This is a genomic window from Duganella sp. GW821-FHT07F09 (assembly GCF_059418705.1).
This window is the reverse complement of record NZ_JBWKQJ010000003.1, coordinates 470,828-486,405: the sequence shown is the minus strand read 5'-3', so window position 1 is coordinate 486,405 and position 15,578 is coordinate 470,828. Positions and strand designations below refer to the sequence as shown.

The window sequence follows — 15,578 nt, the reverse complement described above, 5'->3', positions numbered from 1 at the left end:
GTTTTTTTCACAGGGTCAGAGTAGTTGAGCGGCATCATCGAAACGAAGGCGCGGCTTGGGGTCGAACGGTTGCGCCGGATCGCCCTTGCCGAGGTTGCACAGGAAGTCCGCCTGGTGACAGCCGTCGGGGAAGAACTCGGCGTTGACGCTGGCGGCGTCGAAGCCGCCCAACGGCTCGCAGTGGAGGCCCAACGCGCGCGCGGCCACCAAAAAGTACGCGGCCTTGTGCGAGGCGTTGCGCGGGGCGGCGGGAGCGTTGTCGGAAGCGCACTTCCCGCGCTCGGCCACGCGCCCGATGTTCTGCATGTCGTCATGGAAGGGGGCCGCATAGGCGACGATGACTGTGACGGGGGCGTCCCTGGTCTGGTCGACGTCGCCCTGCCTCAGCGCGGGCAGCAGCCGCCCCTTCGCTTCCGGCGTTCGCAAGAACACGAAGCGCGCGGGCGGGAAGTTCATCGAGCTCGGGACGATTGTTGCCAACTCGTACACCCGTTGCAGCAATACATCGGACACAAGTTGGGAACTCCAGCCGTGGCGCGTGCCGGCATGGCGGCAGCCCGGATCGGGCAACCGTCCCGAAGCGCACGGGTCGGTGGTATGTTGTTCGGGCATGTAGAAACTCCTGGGCTTGGTTGAAACGCTGAATCCGCGCGCCGGCCGGTCAGGCGGTGTGGAGCACGAAGTCGAAATCCAATGTGTAATAAGGCGTATCGAGGATCGTGCCGTCATCGCGGCGCCCGGGATCATGCCGCAACCATTGCGCGATCAGCGACGAGCGCACGCCGAACACTGCATCGGAATCGAGGTAGGGGTCGCCGTCGCGGAAGACGTGGGTGGTCAGCGTTTGATAGCCGGGGGCCGAGATCATGAAATGCAGGTGCGCGGGACGCCAGGGGTGGCGTCCGGTGGCCCTGAGCATGTCGCCGACCGGCCCGTCGTGCGGTATCGGATAGGCCTCAGCCACGATGGAACGGAAGTGATACCGCCCCGCCCCGTCGGCATGCAAGACACCCCGTCCCTGGTGGTGTTGCAAGTCCTCGTACTGCACATCGTAGTAACCGTCGGCATCGGCCTGCCAGACTTCGATGCGGGCGCCCGGGATCGCCGCGCCGTCGCCGCCGCGGACGGTCCCGCCGACGAAGCAGGGCTCGCCCTTGGCGCCGTTCGACACGTCGGCCCCGCATGGGTACTCCGGCGCGTTCTGCACGTGGAACGGGCCGAACACCGTCGCCTCGGTGCAGCCGTCGGGCTTGACGTGATTCAGGGCGACGGTCAGCATCGACAGGCCCAGCGTGTCCGACAACAGGATGAACTCTTGTCGTTGGTCGTCACACTTTTGCCCGACCGCTGTCAGAAAGCGGATGCCCGCCATCAGTTCCTCTTCGGTCAGCCTGATCTCGCGCGCAAAGCTGTGCAGGTGTCGCACCAGCGGGGTCAGCACCTGCTTAAGGCGCGGGTCGGGCGTATTCGCCAGGCGCGCGATCACCGCCTGCGTGATATTGTCTTCGTTTAGGTTACGCATACTTATCTCCAGGAATTGCCAGTTGTTCGAATGCCGCGGGGCCGCGCGGCATATCTGTCCGCGTATCGCTGCGTTCAGGGCTTTTGCACCAATTCGAGGGCGATCTTCAGATCGACTTCGTCGGCGATCGCCGCGAGATACTGCGTCATGCCAAAGTCGCTGCGCTTGATCTTGGCGCTGCCGACAAAACCGACCACCGGAAGCTTCGCGAAGGGATTCACGGCGCGGTTCGTCAGAACGGTGTTGAAGTCGACCGGGCGGGTCTTTCCGCGGATGGTCAGGTTGCCGGAAATGACGTAGTTCTTGTCATCGATACGGCGCACCGAAGTCGAGGTGAAGGTAATCCTTGGATTCTTCTCGACGTCGAACCAGGCTTCGGTGCGCAGGTCGGCGTCGCGCTGCGCGTTGACGGTGTCGATCGACGCCGCGTCGATCGCGATGGTTACGCTCGACGCCTCGACCTTCTTGTCGTCGAACGTCACATTCCCCTCCACCTTGCGGAAAACCCCCGGGGTATGCGTGACGCCGAGATGGCTGACCTGGAAGCTGACGTGCGTGTGCGAGGGGTCCAGCTCCCACGCCGCGAGCGCGGCATGGGAATACAGACTTCCGATGGTCAGCATGAAAAGGGATGGCAGTGCGGATAAGCGTTTCATTTTCAATTCCGATTGTTGTAACAAAGAGGGGTGTGGGCAATTTGGGCGGCCCTAGTCCATCGACGTCAACGCCGCCACCAGCTCCGCCGGCGCCGAGGCGAACGGCGAATGGCTGGTCGCCAGCGTCCTCTGGGCGAACCTGTTGCCAGGGGTGAAGGCATCGGCCTCCGCGATCATCTTGTCCTGCACCGCGATCGGAATGGCGCGATCGCCGGTGCAGCGGATGAAGGCGCGCGGCACGCTTCCCCAGCGCGCGACGGTGGCATTGATCGGCGTGGTGAGGGCCCGCAGCGGCTCGTCGGGCGTGAGCAGGTTGGCGATCGCCGCGAAGGCGGCGTCGCCGACATCGTGATAAAAGGCGCTCTTCACCCTGGCCACGTAGCCGGCGTCGGCCGAGTCGTGGTTGATGCGCGTGGCCGTCACGGCGGCGGGGTCGGCGACGAACAGCGGCGGCACTTCGGACGCGGCGAAATCCGGCTGCTGGAGGTATTGGATCACCGTCGGGAAGAGCACCGGCACGAAGGCTGTCAAGTACACCAGCCGGCGGATCAACGATGGTTCGGCCTCCGCCACCGCGCTCAGCGTCGCGCCGCCCAGGCTGTGGCCCACCAGCACCACCGGGCCGCTGCCGGCGGCGACCAGGGCGCGGATCACCTTGAGCGCGCTGTCGCGGTAGTCGTTGAGGGTGAGCGCGGCCAGCGGCGACACCTCGGCGGCGAGCGCCGCCGTGTTTTGCGGCCGGGCCGTGTAGGCGGCGGGGAAGCGCGCGTCGAGGCCGTGGCCGGGCAAGTCCAGCATCACGCTCTGATAACCCCGCTCGGCGAGCAGCCGCGCCACCTCGGACCAGCACCAGCCGCCGTGCCAGGCGCCGTGCGCGAACACGAAGGTGGGCTTGCCCGTGGCGCCGGCGTTGCTGCCGCCGCAGGCGGCGAGCGCGACGCCGGCGATGCCGGCGGAAATGTTGGTGGCGAAGGTCCTTCGATCCATGCTGGTCTCCTTGATTGTTGGGGTACCAGCAGTCTATGGGGGGATGGATGCGCGTGCTGGCCCAAGACTGCCAGGACGATAGTCGGATGCTGCCAACCTGGTGCAGGCGCCGTGCGGTGCGCACCGAACGGCGCCCGCCACCGCTACCCGGCCTTGTCGGCGCCGAAATAGATACCCGCACAAACCAGAGTTTCCCCCACACCCTGTTCGCAGTAGGATTTCTTGTATTCGTAAGCCTGGGTCTGCGGATTGACGAACTTGAACGGCCCGTACCAGCCCTTCTTCTTGGCCTTGACCATGTCGATCACGCCGCGCGCCAGCGGCACGCCGTCGGCGTCCCTCAGCTCGATCATGTTCTTGCCGACCATTCTAGGATTGACGGCCATCGCCAGCATGACGCCCTGAAAATCGTACACGAAGGCGAACAGGTCGCGGTCCTTGAAAACCTTGTCGGATGGATCGTTGATCTGCTTGAGCGTCTTGTCCAGCCCCGCGTTTTTCATCAACGCGACGCCCTTGCGCACCATCGCCTCGGCTTCGGCCGCGGTGCCACGCTCGGCGGCGACGGCGGTAACGGACTGAAGTAAAGTCAACGCGACAGCGGATGCCAATGTTTTGTTCATGATTATCCCTTGGTTGTGGTGGGTGAAGCTGACGGCAGCGCGGAAGGAAGGGCGCAGGGCGCAGGCCCGCGCCCCTCCCCCCGCTCAAAACGTATGCCGCATGCCGACCATGACACCGGTCTGCGATGCGCCGGCGGCCGGATTGCTGCCCGCCGCGCCGGTACTGACGGACAGGTTGAACGTACCGCCGTTCGAGATGCGCCCGGCCGTCACATATCCCGCCGTGCGCTTGGAGAGGTAGTAGATCCCGCGCACCACGAACAACGTCGCCTGGTTCGCGCTGTTTTTCATGTCCAGCTTCATCAGTTCGCCATTGAGCGTGAGGAACGGTGTCAATACGTAGGCGCCGCCGATATAGTAGAGATCGCTCTTGGGCGTGGCGCTGGCCTCGTTGTTCCGGCGAATCAGGCCGCCGCCCAATTTCGCCTGGCCGAACTTGACGTAGCCGTTGAGCACGGCGCGGCTGTCGGCCAGGCCGGCGGACAAGCCGCCGAACGCCCCCGGTCCGCCGTGGAGGCGCTCGTACGCGGCGGCCGCGCCCCAGGACGCGTTGTCGTATTTCGCCATCGCCGACCATGCGCGGCAGACCTTGCTATCGCTCGCGCTTTCGCCCGCGCAGTTCGTCCCCGCCGGCGCCGGGCCGGCGTTGACCGTGTCGCGCCCCTGGCTGTAGGTGGCCCCGAGCGTCAAGTCGCCGACGCCGCCGCGATAGCCGATGGCGTTGTCGGCGCGGGCGTGCGGAAGATAGTTGTCGAGCGAATTGAGACTATAGACGTTGGGCCCCAGGATGTCGCTGTCGAGCAGCGAATAGGCCAGCATCGTGTATTGGCGGCCGAGCGTCACCGCGCCCCAGTTGCCGGACAGGCCGATGAAGGCCTGGCGGCCGAACAGGCGGCCGCCCTGTCCCGGCATGCCGTTATCGGCGCCAAAACCGTTTTCCAGGGTGAACACGGCCCTGAGGCCGCCCCCCAGATCTTCGCTGCCGCGGAAACCGATGCGTGACGGCAACGAGCCGGTGTTGCTCGGCATGCGCACCAGCCCGTCGCCCGCCGGCCCCACGTTCGTGACGTACTCGACGCCGGTATCGATCAGTCCGTAGACCTCGACGTTGGAACCCCGCGCTTGGACGGGCGTCGCCGCCGCCATCATGACCGCTGCCGCAATATATTTTTTTTTCATGGTGTCTCCTCCCTTTGGGCGGCGGCCGGATCGCCGCCACCGTCAAACCACGCGTATTTTTTTAGTTTTTCTTACAGATCAAGCTTGAACAGCTTGATGGCATTGGTGCGGCCGATCTTCACGCGATCGGCCGGCGAGATGCTCGTCTCGTCGAACCACGTCGACGCGTGGTCGACGTTTTCGAACGGCCAGTCGGTGGAGAACAGAATGCGGTCCGCGCCCACCTCCAGCATCGCGTCGACCAGGGTCTGGGTGCGGAAATTTCCCGATGTCGTGAGATGGAAGTTCTCGCGGAAATAGTCGCCAAGCGGGCGTTTGGCCGGGTAGCCCTTGGGCACGTCGACCCAGGCGTTGCGATTGTCCACACGCCAGATATTGAACGGCAACCCCTCCCCCATGTGCCCAAGAACGATCTGCAGCGTCGGATGCCGGTCGAACAGCCCCGACGCCATCAGGCGCAACGCGTGGACCGCCGTCTCCTGGGCAAAGGCCCAAGTCGGCCCCAACAACCATGGATGCCCGTTGTAGATCTGCGACCAGGCGGCAATGGGATTTCGGGGGTGCAAATAAAACGGCACGCCCAGCGCCTCGGCCCGCGCCCAGAAGCCGGCATACTGCGGCGCGTCGTAATACACGCAGTTGTCCGGGGTGTCGACCTGCGAGAAGCCGTTGACCAGCGCGCCCTTGAACCCCAGCTCCTTGACGCAGCGCTCCAGTTCCTCCGCCGCGCGTTCCGGGTCCTGCATCGGCAATGCCGCGAAGGCTTGAAACCTGTCCGGTCGCCGGGCCACCTGCTCGGCCAGGAAATCATTGGCGCGCCGCGCGATTTCACAGGCCTTGGCGCGGTCCGGGATGGCCTGCACCGCCGGCGCGTTCAACGACAGGATCATCATCTCCATGCCGTTGGCGTCCATCTCGCGCAGGCGCAGCTCGTGGATGTCGAGCAGACGCCCGCTCAGCACTTTCCAATAGTCCGGCGGCACGAAGCCGGCGGAGTCCTCCAATGTGTCGGGTATGGCGAAATGCTCTTCTAATCCTATTTTGCCTTGCATTCTTTTTCCTCGTTGAGACGCGTTAAATTTTCAGATGTAAAACCGCCGGACGACGGCCCGGCATGACGCGGTGCGGTCGCGCCCCTTACTGCTGCCACGCTTCCACGGCGAGCGTGATGGTTACCTCGTCACTGACGGCGGGAACGTACTTGCCCATGTTGAAGTCGCTGCGCTTGATGGTGGTGGTGGCATTGGCGCCGATGGCGTCCTTCTTCACGATGGGATGGGCCATGCGCTGGAACGACGTCACTTGCAGCGTCACCGGCCTGGTCACGCCCCTCAGGGTCAGCGCGCCCTCCACGGCCACGAGTTTGTCGCCATCGAACCTGGCGGCCGTGGATTTGAATGTGGCGGTGGGGTATTGGGCGACGTCGAAATAATCCTCCCCCCGGATGCGGCTGTTCCAAAGCTCGAAGCCCGTGTCCACCATGGCCTTCATGTCGATGGTGATGTCCACCGATCCGGTCCGGGCTTCGGGGTCGTAGACTATCGTGCCCGAGGTCTTGTTGAACTGAAACTGCTGGGTGGAAAAGCCGAAGTGGCTGTAGGAGAAACGGGGATAGGTGTGGGTGCTGTCGACCACGTAAGTGACGGGGGCGGCCAAGGCCGGAACGGCAACAGCGGCCGCCACGGCGGCGACGCTGAGAATGGCGAGAAACTTCTTCATGAATACCTCTTGGTGAGTGATTGCGTGGCGAAAAGGAGCAGCACACATAGGCCGGGATCACAGCCGCGCCGCATGGCGTTCGTCAGTCCGGAAAACCTTCCACCACGAAGTTGCGGGTGATGCCCGATCGCTGGCGGTACGGGCGCAACGCGGTGTATTCCGGCGAGTCGTACCAGGCCTGGGCGGCGGCCAGGCTCTTGAATTTGATGAGGACGATGCGCTTGGGCGCGTCACCCTCCAGGGCCAGGGTATGGCCGCCCCGCGCGAGGTAGACCCCGCCATGCGCGAGGGCCGTCTGGGCGGCGCCCTCGAGATACGGTTTGATGGCTTCGGCGTCCTTGAGGTCGAATTCGGCCAGATAATATGCCGGCAGCGGCCCCGGCGTTGCGGCCGGCGCCGCGCCGGTCTGTGGCAAGATGCCATAGCCGGCACCGGCGGCATGCGCGATCGGCGCCCCCGTCAGCCAGCGCAATTTGCTTATCCAGCACATGATTTCCTCCAGTAATAATTAAAAGCACGAGGCCGGCGGCCTTAGTCCCGGCCGGCCTCGACAATGGCTTGCGCAAACCGCGCAGGATCGGTGAACAGCAGCTCGTGGCTGCCCGGGCACTCGACCAGGCGGTACAGGCCGAGGCGCTCGGAAAGACGCGGATGCCACGGAAGGCTGGCGGGCAGCGCGATGTCCTGCTGGCAGTTGACGTAGGACTTGCCCACCGGCAGATCGGCCAGCGGCGTCTTCAGTCGCACCGGTGTCTTGAATGTCAGATAGGGGTGCGCGTTGAGCTGGCCATAGGTGGTTTCGGCCAGATCGATCGGCGCGTCGTTGATGAACGCCTCGCGCCAGATCGCGAACGGCAGCATGACGGCTTGGCCGTTCCGGGCCGCGACATCCTCGAACATCCCCTTGTAGTGCGGCGGCACCAGGTCCAGCAGGCAGTCGCCGTCGAAAGGGACGAAGGCGTTGCAGAAGACCAGCCGCGCGATGCGTTCCGGAATCCGGTCGACCGTCTGGGCGATGACCATGCCGCCGTAACTGTGGCCCATCAGCCTGACGGCATGCAGGTCGTTGTCGACGATATAGTCCACCAGCGATTGCACCGCCTCCTCCAGCCCGATTTTGCTGCGGTCGTCTTCAGGGCGGTTACCCGCGAGCGTGGGGCAGTGTGCCGTATGGCCGGCTTGACGGATGTGCTCGGCCGTCGCTTCCATGTCGTCGCCGGTGTGCCAGGCACCGTGCACGAGGACGTAGGTGTCGCTCATAATGGTCTGTCTTTCATGATGTAAGGGAGCTTCAGCATAACGCGGCGGCGCGCCGCTGAATGGCCGCCGACTGACAGCCCGGTGGACGTATCGCGCCAGATCCAGCCCCTATTCACCCCACACGACGGGGCGTGGCGGGACCTCGGCGTCGGCATGGCCAACGGCCATGCCACCGGGGGAACGGGCGTATCGGACGGGAGCGGGCTCGGCCGGCCGTTGTAGCGGACCGGTCCGCGTCGGGAGGGTGCGGAGAAGACGCCGATGACCGGCATTCAACGACGGGGGCCGTCAGCTGTCGACGCGTCCCCGGGCCGGGCTGACCCCGAAGCGCCGCTTGTAGGCGCGCGCGAAATGGGAGGGGTCGGTGAGACCGACCCGATAGCCGATTTCAGCGATGTTCAATCGGACAAAAACCGGCGAAGTGAGCATGCGGTGCGCCAAGGCGATGCGTTCCGCCATCAGGAACTCGGCAAAGGTGAGGCCGGCGACGGCCAGGTGGCGATGCAGGGTGCGCACGGAGACGCACACGTCGTCGGCGATGGACGCCGCCACCAGGCCGGGCTCGGCGCAGCGGGAACGGGTCGCTTGTTTTATTTTTTCCACCAGCGCGTCACCGCGGCTGGGGCGGATCTCCGCCGGCGCATGCGCGTGCGACGTCAGCGACAGCAGCGCGCCGATCTGGTCCGCGATGAGTTGTCCCGGCAAGACCAGTCCGCCGACGCTCTCCGGCGTCAGTTGTTGTAGCAGGCTGCGCAAGGCCAGTCCCCACCCTTGCTGCCCGTCGAGCCGACGGCCCAGTAGCTGTTGCGGGATGGGAAGCCAGGTTTCCAGCCACTCCGTTGGCAACTGCACCGATATCGTGTTGGCCGACTCGGGGAAATGCAGTTCGTAGCAGCTGCGGGAGTCGACCACGACCATGTCACCCGGCAGCAGCCGCGAAGCGATCTGGTCCTGCGAAACCTGCCAGGCCGACGTCTTGTTGCAAATCAGGTAACTGTAGTTGTCCCGGCCGCGGGCGATGTCGGCCTTGCGCCGATAGACGCGCTGGGGCGAGTGGGTGATACAGTTCACCACCAGGGCATCCAGTGGGACCGCCTCCAAACGGGCATGGAAGTGCTCGGTGTTATACGTCGAGGCGTGCATTTCAAGGAAAGCCTCGCAGATGGCGCCGATCCAATAGTCCAGCCGCAAGCCCGGCGGCAGCAGCTCGGTGGACCAGATTCTTTGTGACGGATCATCAATAGGCATCGCTTAGCCTCCTGAAAAATTCATGCTTTTCCATTTTCAGTCTTACCTTCAAGCATACACCCTTGCGCCACTATCGCCACTATCGCCGGCCAAAACGTGGCCGCGCGGTCAGGCCGACATTTGGCCCGTTGGCCGCGCCGACAACGCCGCCGGATGGCCCGATGAGACCAGACGCCCGGCCTGCCTGACCGGTGCCGCCTGCGTGCCCTTGAGCTTGAATACGTCCACCACCCGCGCCAGTTCGCCCGCCTTGTCCCGCATCGCCTCGGCCGCCGCGGCCGATTGCTCCACCAGCGCCGCATTCCGCTGCGTCACCTGGTCCATTTGCACCACCGCCTGCTGTACCTGGGCGATGCCCGTCGCCTGTTCCTGGCTGGCCGTACTGATCTCGCCCATGATGTCGGCGACGCGCTGGATGCTCCGCACCACTTCCTGCATAGTCGCGCCCGCAAGATCGACCAACCGGCTGCCCGCCTCGACCTTCTCCGCCGAGTTATCGATCAAGGCCTTGATTTCCTTGGCTGCCGTGGCGCTACGCTGCGCCAGGGTGCGCACCTCCGACGCCACCACCGCGAAGCCCCGGCCCTGCTCGCCGGCGCGTGCCGCCTCCACCGCCGCGTTCAAGGCCAGGATGTTGGTCTGGAACGCGATGCCGTCGATCACGGCGATGATGTCGACGATCTGGCGCGCCGATCCATTGATCTCGGCCATGGTGCGCACCGCTTCCGATACCACGGCGCCGCCCTTGACCGCCACCTCCGACGCGGTGGCCGCGAGCGAGTTGGCTTGACGCGCATTGTCGGCATTTTGCTGCACCGTCGACGTCAATTCCTCCATGGAAGAGGCGGTTTCTTCCAGGGCGCTGGCTTGTTCTTCCGTGCGCGAGGAGAGGTCGGCGTTGCCGGCGGCGACCTGGTGCGAAGCGGAGGCGATGCCATCGGCGCCGTCGCGCACTTCGCTAACGATCCTCACCAGGCTGTCGCGCATGGACTTCATCGCGAACAACAGGCTGGCGCGATCGTTGCCCTTGGTTTCAACTTCGACGGCGAGATTGCCTGAGGCGATGCTTTTCGCGATCTCCGTGGCATAACGAGGTTCGCCGCCAAGCTCGGTCAACAAGCCGCGCGTGATGACGACGCCAGCGGTAATTGCGATCAGCAAAGCGGCGACGGATATCGTTGTCACCAATGTTGTCGTGGACCGTGCCTGCTCGAGCGCTTTCCTCCCGATACGGTCCATCCGTCCGCCTTGGGCGTCGGCCAGATTGTCGAGCGCGGCGGACAAGGCATCCTGCGTCGTCACCCCCTCGGTCAACAGCAATTCGATCGCCCGCTCCTTCGATCCTTCCTTGATCAATTTCTCGATTTGGCCACTCACCTGGCGGGCAGCGCTGCGCGCCTCGTTCAACGCCTTGAAGATCGCGGCGTCGGCGGGAGAGTTGATCATCTTGCCGAGCACTTCGATGTTTTTGCTGGTCTTCTTGATCAGCTCGTCCCGCCTGTCCAAAAATTTCTTCGCGTCCTCCGGCGTTCTGGCGAGCTCGGCGTCGCGAAGGTCGCGCAGGGCGACATTGATGTCGCTCTTGATCGTGAGCGCCAACACTGCTTTGACGTGCAGATCGCCGACGATTTCATCCGTCGTTGCCGCATTGGTGTTCAAGCGGACGACACTGAGGATTGCGACGGCGGCCAGCAACAGCGCCACCAGGCCGAACCCGAGCGCCAACCGGGTGCCGATTTTCATACTTGCGAAAAACATGGTGCACATCCTCATAAAAACATTCTCTCCCGTCCGGCCTGGGCGCGGTCGACTCGCCGCAGCCTTCTTTTTTAGAATAGATGCCGAAAATATTGTTGTCAACAATAAATTTCATACATTATATAAAATCTCGAGATTTTATATTTTATTGATTTTTTCTTATTTTCTATTAAAATCCAACTTACGGACAACACTTCTAAAGCCATATGCCCATGGACGCCTTGCAAAAGATGAACACCGCTACGGAAGTCCCGATCACGAAGACCCTCGTCGAGTCCGCTTACACCGAATTGCGGCGCGATATCATTGAAGGCAGGCTTGCTCCGGGCTCGAAACTGCGCGTCGAGCACTTGAAAGATGCCTATGGCGTCAGCGCCGGCACTTTGCGCGAAGCGTTGGGCCTGCTTGTGTCCGATGCCTTGGTGGTCGCGCAGGGACAGCGTGGCTTCCGCGTGCAAGCGATGTCGATCCCCGATTTTCTGGACATCACGCAAACCCGCATCCTGCTGGAAACGGAGGCGTTACGGCAATCCATCCGGAATGGTGACGACGTATGGGAGGGCCAGATCCTGGCCGCGTTCCACCGCCTTAGCCTCGCTGAAGAACGGCTTACCAAACACCCGGCCGAAGCGTTCCGTGAATGGGAAGACCGTAATCGCGAATTCCACCAAGCACTGCTAAGCGCGTGCACGTCGCGCTGGACGCTTCATTTCCTCGGGATGTTATATCGCCAGGCTGAGCGCTATCGCCGCCTGTCGGTCACTCGGCAGCCGATACCGCGCGACGTCCATCAGGAGCACCAGCTCATCGTTGACGCCACACTGAAGCGCGATGCGGAGCGGGCCACCGCAATCCTGAGCGAGCATATTGCGACCACGTTCGATGCGGTCAAACTGCTGCCATCGGAAGTGTTCACCGGCGCGGCGACGTGCGGAGTACGGCGATAAATCAACCCCGAGCGGGTTTGCGCGCCAAGTCCTGTTCCCATGGCCGGGCCATCGCGGGCGCTTCACATGCCCATCGGTAAACGCTTGCCCAGGATGCTGAACACCTGCTGGCGCAGCGTGTTGGGGCGCCACAGCAGGCCGCCGGCGATGTGGTTGTTATCGATGTAGTTGAACTGCATGTCGAGTCTGCGCGAGGGATCGGTGCTGCTGAACAGATTGGTCAGCGTCGGCCCCAGGAAGCTGACGAACGAGATGCCGTCGATCGGCACCGGCGAGAAGCCGGTCAGCAGCGGCACCGACAACGTACCCTGAATCTTAAAGAGCGTGAACTCGGCGGTGGATACCTGCTGCGCCTGCTCCATGAGGGCTGACAGCTCCCCCGCCTTGAGCGCGTCCAGGTCGGTATAGCGATAGCGCAAGGTGCCCAGCAGCGTCAAACCGTGCGGACTCTTCAATAACAAGTTATAGACCAGCTCATCCATCACAACCTCCGTAGGTAAAGTCACCGCAAACATGCCTGCCTCACGAGCGAGCCAGGATTTCAGCTTACCGAGCCGTGCGGACGGCACCATGATCAGATCGACATCGGGGCGATATTGATACGTCATCGCCAGGTCACATTCCACGCGTAAGCTGTGCCCGACCCACACTGAGGAGCATTGCGTGAAATTGAACGAGCAGGAATTGCTGGAGCGCGTGCACCGCGAGCTCACCGACAGCTACGACGAGGAACTGGAGATGGAGCTGGAGGACCGCGAGATCGATCCGGTCACCAAGCTGGTCATCGAAACGGAACGCAGCGAGGCGGCCAAGGCGGCCCGCCGCCATTACTTCCGCGAACTGTTCCGCCTGCAGGCCGAGCTGGTCAAGCTGCAGGACTGGGTGGTGCACACCGGCCACAAGGTGGTGATCCTGTTCGAAGGCCGCGACGCCGCCGGCAAGGGCGGCGTCATCAAACGCATCGTGCAGCGCCTCAATCCGCGCGTGTGCCGCGTGGCCGCCCTGCCCGCCCCCAACAACCGCGAGCGCACGCAGTGGTATTTCCAGCGCTACGTCTCGCATCTGCCGGCCGCCGGCGAGATCGTCCTGTTCGACCGCAGCTGGTACAACCGCGCCGGCGTCGAGCGCGTGATGGGCTTTTGCAGCGACGAGCAATACGAGGAGTTCTTCCAGACCGTGCCGGAGTTCGAGCGCATGCTGGCGCGCTCGGGCATCCAGCTGATCAAATACTGGTTCTCGATCTCGGACGAGGAGCAGAACGCGCGCTTCCTGGGCCGCATCCACGATCCGCTCAAGCAATGGAAACTGAGCCCGATGGACCTGGAATCGCGCCGCCGCTGGGAGGAATACACCAAGGCCAAGGAGATCATGCTCGAGCGCACGCACATTCCGGAGGCGCCATGGTGGGTGGTGCAAGGCGTGGACAAGAAGAAGGCCAGGCTGAACTGCATCCACCACTTGCTGGGACAGATGCCCTACGTCGAAGTCGAACATCCGGCGATCCAGCTGCCGGAGCGCGAGTACCACGACGATTACGTGCGCCGCCCGGTGCCGTCCGAAATCATCGTGCCGGAGATATACTAGCTCCGTTCGGCAACCGGCTCACCTTCGTATCGTTGGACGAGGCGGAAGTCAGTCCCTGAGCATCAAGCGGTCTCGCCCTGAGGAGCCTCCTCTTGCGGGGCCGCGTCGCCCCGCAGGCCGAACGGAAGCTGGGTGCCCAGCAAGCTGAAAATCTGCTGGCCGAACTGTCCCGCCCGCCACACCAGCCCGCCGGCGATGTCCTGAACGTCCAGGTTGTTGAACAGCAGCCGCAGCGGACGCGTCGGGTCGGTGCCGGCCAGCACATACCCGATGGGGCCGGCCGCCGTGGCCAGGCCGATGCCGGCCACCGGCACGGGACGCACGCCGGTCAGCAGCGGCACCGACATCGTCCCCGCCAGCTGGAACACCGCCACGTCGATGTCCACCGGCTGCGGCATCGCCGCCAGCACGGCGCCGATATCGCCGTTGGGCATGAGCGCATCCAGGTCGGTGAAGCGAAGACGCAGCGTGCCGGGCAGGCTCAGGCCGAACCTGCTCGTCAATATCATATTAAAGGCAATCTCATCCATCATAACCTCCATCCATGTTGAGCGGCCACCATGCGCGGGCAATGGTGACGAAGGGAATTTCATTGGGGGATGTCGTCGGCAGACATGCCGAACGGGCGCTGCGTACCCAGCAGGCTGAACTTCATTTGTTGCGGCGTGTTGGGCTGCCACAGCATGCCGCCTCCGATATGCGTGGCATCGAGGAAGCTGAACTGCAGGAACAGCTGGCGCGTGGCGTCGCCGCCGTTTAACAAGGCGTTCAGGGGAAGCGGCGTCATGTCGAAGCCGAAGAGACGGCCGGCGGCCGGCAACGGACGCGGGCCGGTCAGAAATTGCACCGAGATGCTGCCCTCCAGCTCCTGGGCGCTCATGGTGATAAAGGGCCGCTCCAGCGTCTCGGTCAACAGCGCGGACACGTCGCCGATGCTTTTTCCGGACGCCGGTTCATCGAAAATGACGCGGAAACGAAGCGTGCCTAACAGCGCAAAACCAAGCGGACTCTTCAATAACAGATCATAAATAATCTCATCCATCATAACCTCCATGCGGGTTGAGCTGCCACGATGCGCTAACGATAATGACAGCGAGAACTTCCCTGCCTGATGGGGCAGTAGTTCAGCTTACCCGGCCAATCTGGACGCATTCTGATCAGATCGATATTGCAGTCGCGGCCCGCCGTTGGCGCCCGCACCAGCCCCTCGCCAGCCATTTCCACACATTGTGATCAAATCGACATGGTCGGCGTTGTATCGGCCCGCACGCTTGAGCTTTTACATTTACAATTCCTGAGTGCAATTATTATAATAAGTTCCCTACTTCACAACAGAGATTGGAATGGCTATGACCTGGACAACCAAGATGAACGCAAGCGTCGGCGCGGTGGCGCTGGCCTTGCTGTCGGCCGCCAGCCCGACGCACGCCGAGACCGTGACCTACACTTTCACCGCCGTGGTCGATCGCGTGCTCGCTCTGTCGAAAGGCCAGGGCGGCTATGTCGATAGCGCCAACCTGGCGGGCCATCACATGGCGGTGAACGACCAACTGACGGGACGCATCAGCTTTGATACGGCCAACCCGTCGTCCTTCTTCGACTACGGCACCTACAGCATGAGCACGTTGCCCACGTTCAGCATGGAATACAGCTTCAAGTCGGGCCAGAACAATTACGCCAGCGCCCACACGGGCGCGGTCACCGTGGTGAACGGGCCCGGCAACGATTCGATCGCCCTGGACAACACCAACTATGAGGGGGAAGCGCAGCCCGATCTGAGCGGCGGCGCGGGGCTGGGTTTCACCGACGCCAGCGGCGGCTATCTCAATTCGACGGCGCTGCCGTCGACGCTCGACATCGCGTACAAGGACCTGGTGTCGACCATCGGCGGCGGCTGGTACCGTCAAAGCGACGAGTACGGCATCTCCTTCTGGGGCACGCTCACCTCCATCCAGCGGGTCCAGGTGTCCGCCGTTCCCGAGCCGGAATCGGCCTTGCTGATGCTCGCGGGCCTCGGCGTGATCGGCGCGGCGCTGCGCAAACGCCGCGCCTGAGCACCGCCAGATGCAACAAGGGCGCCACTCCCGTGGCGCCC

General features: G+C 63.5%; 18 protein-coding genes. 3 read left to right on the top strand and 15 right to left on the bottom strand.

Going from position 1 to position 15,578, the window contains the following annotated elements; genetic code table 11:
- Positions 1-15: 15 nt before the first annotated feature.
- From AC07P1_RS10620 to AC07P1_RS10565, 12 genes are all read right to left on the bottom strand, one after another.
- Complete coding sequence (locus AC07P1_RS10620) at positions 16-612, bottom strand: malonic semialdehyde reductase (protein ID WP_494695765.1); 597 nt, start codon at positions 610-612, stop codon at positions 16-18.
- A gap of 49 nt (positions 613-661) precedes the next feature.
- Entirely contained in the window at positions 662-1,522 is an 861-nt protein-coding gene (locus AC07P1_RS10615; RefSeq protein WP_494695764.1) for an intradiol ring-cleavage dioxygenase, read from the bottom strand.
- 74 nt (positions 1,523-1,596) lie between these two features.
- Positions 1,597-2,178 carry a YceI family protein gene (locus AC07P1_RS10610; RefSeq protein WP_494695763.1) on the bottom strand — a complete coding sequence of 194 codons (582 nt, stop codon included), beginning with the start codon at positions 2,176-2,178 and terminating at the stop codon, positions 1,597-1,599.
- Between the two features lie 51 nt (positions 2,179-2,229).
- Positions 2,230-3,165, bottom strand: a complete 936-nt coding sequence (locus tag AC07P1_RS10605; RefSeq protein WP_494695762.1) for an alpha/beta hydrolase — start codon at positions 3,163-3,165, stop codon at positions 2,230-2,232.
- 143 nt (positions 3,166-3,308) lie between these two features.
- Positions 3,309-3,788, bottom strand: a complete 480-nt coding sequence (locus AC07P1_RS10600; RefSeq protein ID WP_494695761.1) for a cache domain-containing protein — start codon at positions 3,786-3,788, stop codon at positions 3,309-3,311.
- A gap of 84 nt (positions 3,789-3,872) precedes the next feature.
- Complete coding sequence (locus tag AC07P1_RS10595; protein WP_494695760.1) at positions 3,873-4,967, bottom strand: porin; 1,095 nt, start codon at positions 4,965-4,967, stop codon at positions 3,873-3,875.
- 71 nt (positions 4,968-5,038) lie between these two features.
- Positions 5,039-6,019, bottom strand: a complete 981-nt coding sequence (locus tag AC07P1_RS10590; protein WP_494695759.1) for an amidohydrolase family protein — start codon at positions 6,017-6,019, stop codon at positions 5,039-5,041.
- Positions 6,020-6,104: 85 nt separating this feature from the next.
- Positions 6,105-6,686, bottom strand: coding sequence for a YceI family protein (locus tag AC07P1_RS10585; protein ID WP_494695758.1), 582 nt, complete (start codon positions 6,684-6,686; stop codon positions 6,105-6,107).
- 82 nt (positions 6,687-6,768) lie between these two features.
- The gene (locus AC07P1_RS10580; RefSeq protein ID WP_494695757.1) at positions 6,769-7,176 is read right to left on the bottom strand and encodes a DUF1330 domain-containing protein; all 408 of its coding nucleotides are present in this window, start codon (positions 7,174-7,176) and stop codon (positions 6,769-6,771) included.
- Positions 7,177-7,217: 41 nt separating this feature from the next.
- Positions 7,218-7,946 (bottom strand): alpha/beta fold hydrolase, encoded by a 729-nt coding sequence (locus tag AC07P1_RS10575; protein WP_494695756.1) that lies wholly within the window; start codon positions 7,944-7,946, stop codon positions 7,218-7,220.
- Between the two features lie 288 nt (positions 7,947-8,234).
- Positions 8,235-9,194, bottom strand: coding sequence for a helix-turn-helix domain-containing protein (locus tag AC07P1_RS10570; protein ID WP_494695755.1), 960 nt, complete (start codon positions 9,192-9,194; stop codon positions 8,235-8,237).
- Between the two features lie 108 nt (positions 9,195-9,302).
- Complete coding sequence (locus AC07P1_RS10565; protein ID WP_494695754.1) at positions 9,303-10,937, bottom strand: methyl-accepting chemotaxis protein; 1,635 nt, start codon at positions 10,935-10,937, stop codon at positions 9,303-9,305.
- 227 nt (positions 10,938-11,164) lie between these two features.
- On the opposite strand from AC07P1_RS10565, the gene AC07P1_RS10560 reads away from it, so the two are divergent.
- Entirely contained in the window at positions 11,165-11,899 is a 735-nt protein-coding gene (locus AC07P1_RS10560) for a GntR family transcriptional regulator (protein ID WP_494695753.1), read from the top strand.
- A 62-nt stretch (positions 11,900-11,961) separates the two neighbouring features.
- Here the strand turns inward: AC07P1_RS10560 and AC07P1_RS10555 are convergent, their stop codons facing one another.
- A complete protein-coding gene (locus AC07P1_RS10555) occupies positions 11,962-12,381 on the bottom strand; it encodes a hypothetical protein (protein ID WP_494695752.1) in 420 nt (139 codons plus the stop codon).
- Between the two features lie 256 nt (positions 12,382-12,637).
- Between AC07P1_RS10555 and ppk2 the strand changes: the two genes are divergently transcribed.
- Complete coding sequence (gene ppk2 / locus AC07P1_RS10550; RefSeq protein ID WP_414646019.1) at positions 12,638-13,483, top strand: polyphosphate kinase 2; 846 nt, start codon at positions 12,638-12,640, stop codon at positions 13,481-13,483.
- A 62-nt stretch (positions 13,484-13,545) separates the two neighbouring features.
- Here ppk2 and AC07P1_RS10545 read toward each other — a convergent pair whose 3' ends face one another.
- Both AC07P1_RS10545 and AC07P1_RS10540 read right to left on the bottom strand, forming a co-directional pair.
- Positions 13,546-14,013: a hypothetical protein gene (locus AC07P1_RS10545; protein WP_494695751.1), complete on the bottom strand. Its 468-nt coding sequence runs from the start codon at positions 14,011-14,013 to the stop codon at positions 13,546-13,548.
- 59 nt (positions 14,014-14,072) lie between these two features.
- Positions 14,073-14,525, bottom strand: a complete 453-nt coding sequence (locus tag AC07P1_RS10540; protein ID WP_494695750.1) for a hypothetical protein — start codon at positions 14,523-14,525, stop codon at positions 14,073-14,075.
- A 307-nt stretch (positions 14,526-14,832) separates the two neighbouring features.
- Between AC07P1_RS10540 and AC07P1_RS10535 the strand changes: the two genes are divergently transcribed.
- Positions 14,833-15,537, top strand: coding sequence for a PEP-CTERM sorting domain-containing protein (locus tag AC07P1_RS10535; protein WP_494695749.1), 705 nt, complete (start codon positions 14,833-14,835; stop codon positions 15,535-15,537).
- The last annotated feature ends 41 nt before the right edge of the window (positions 15,538-15,578 follow it).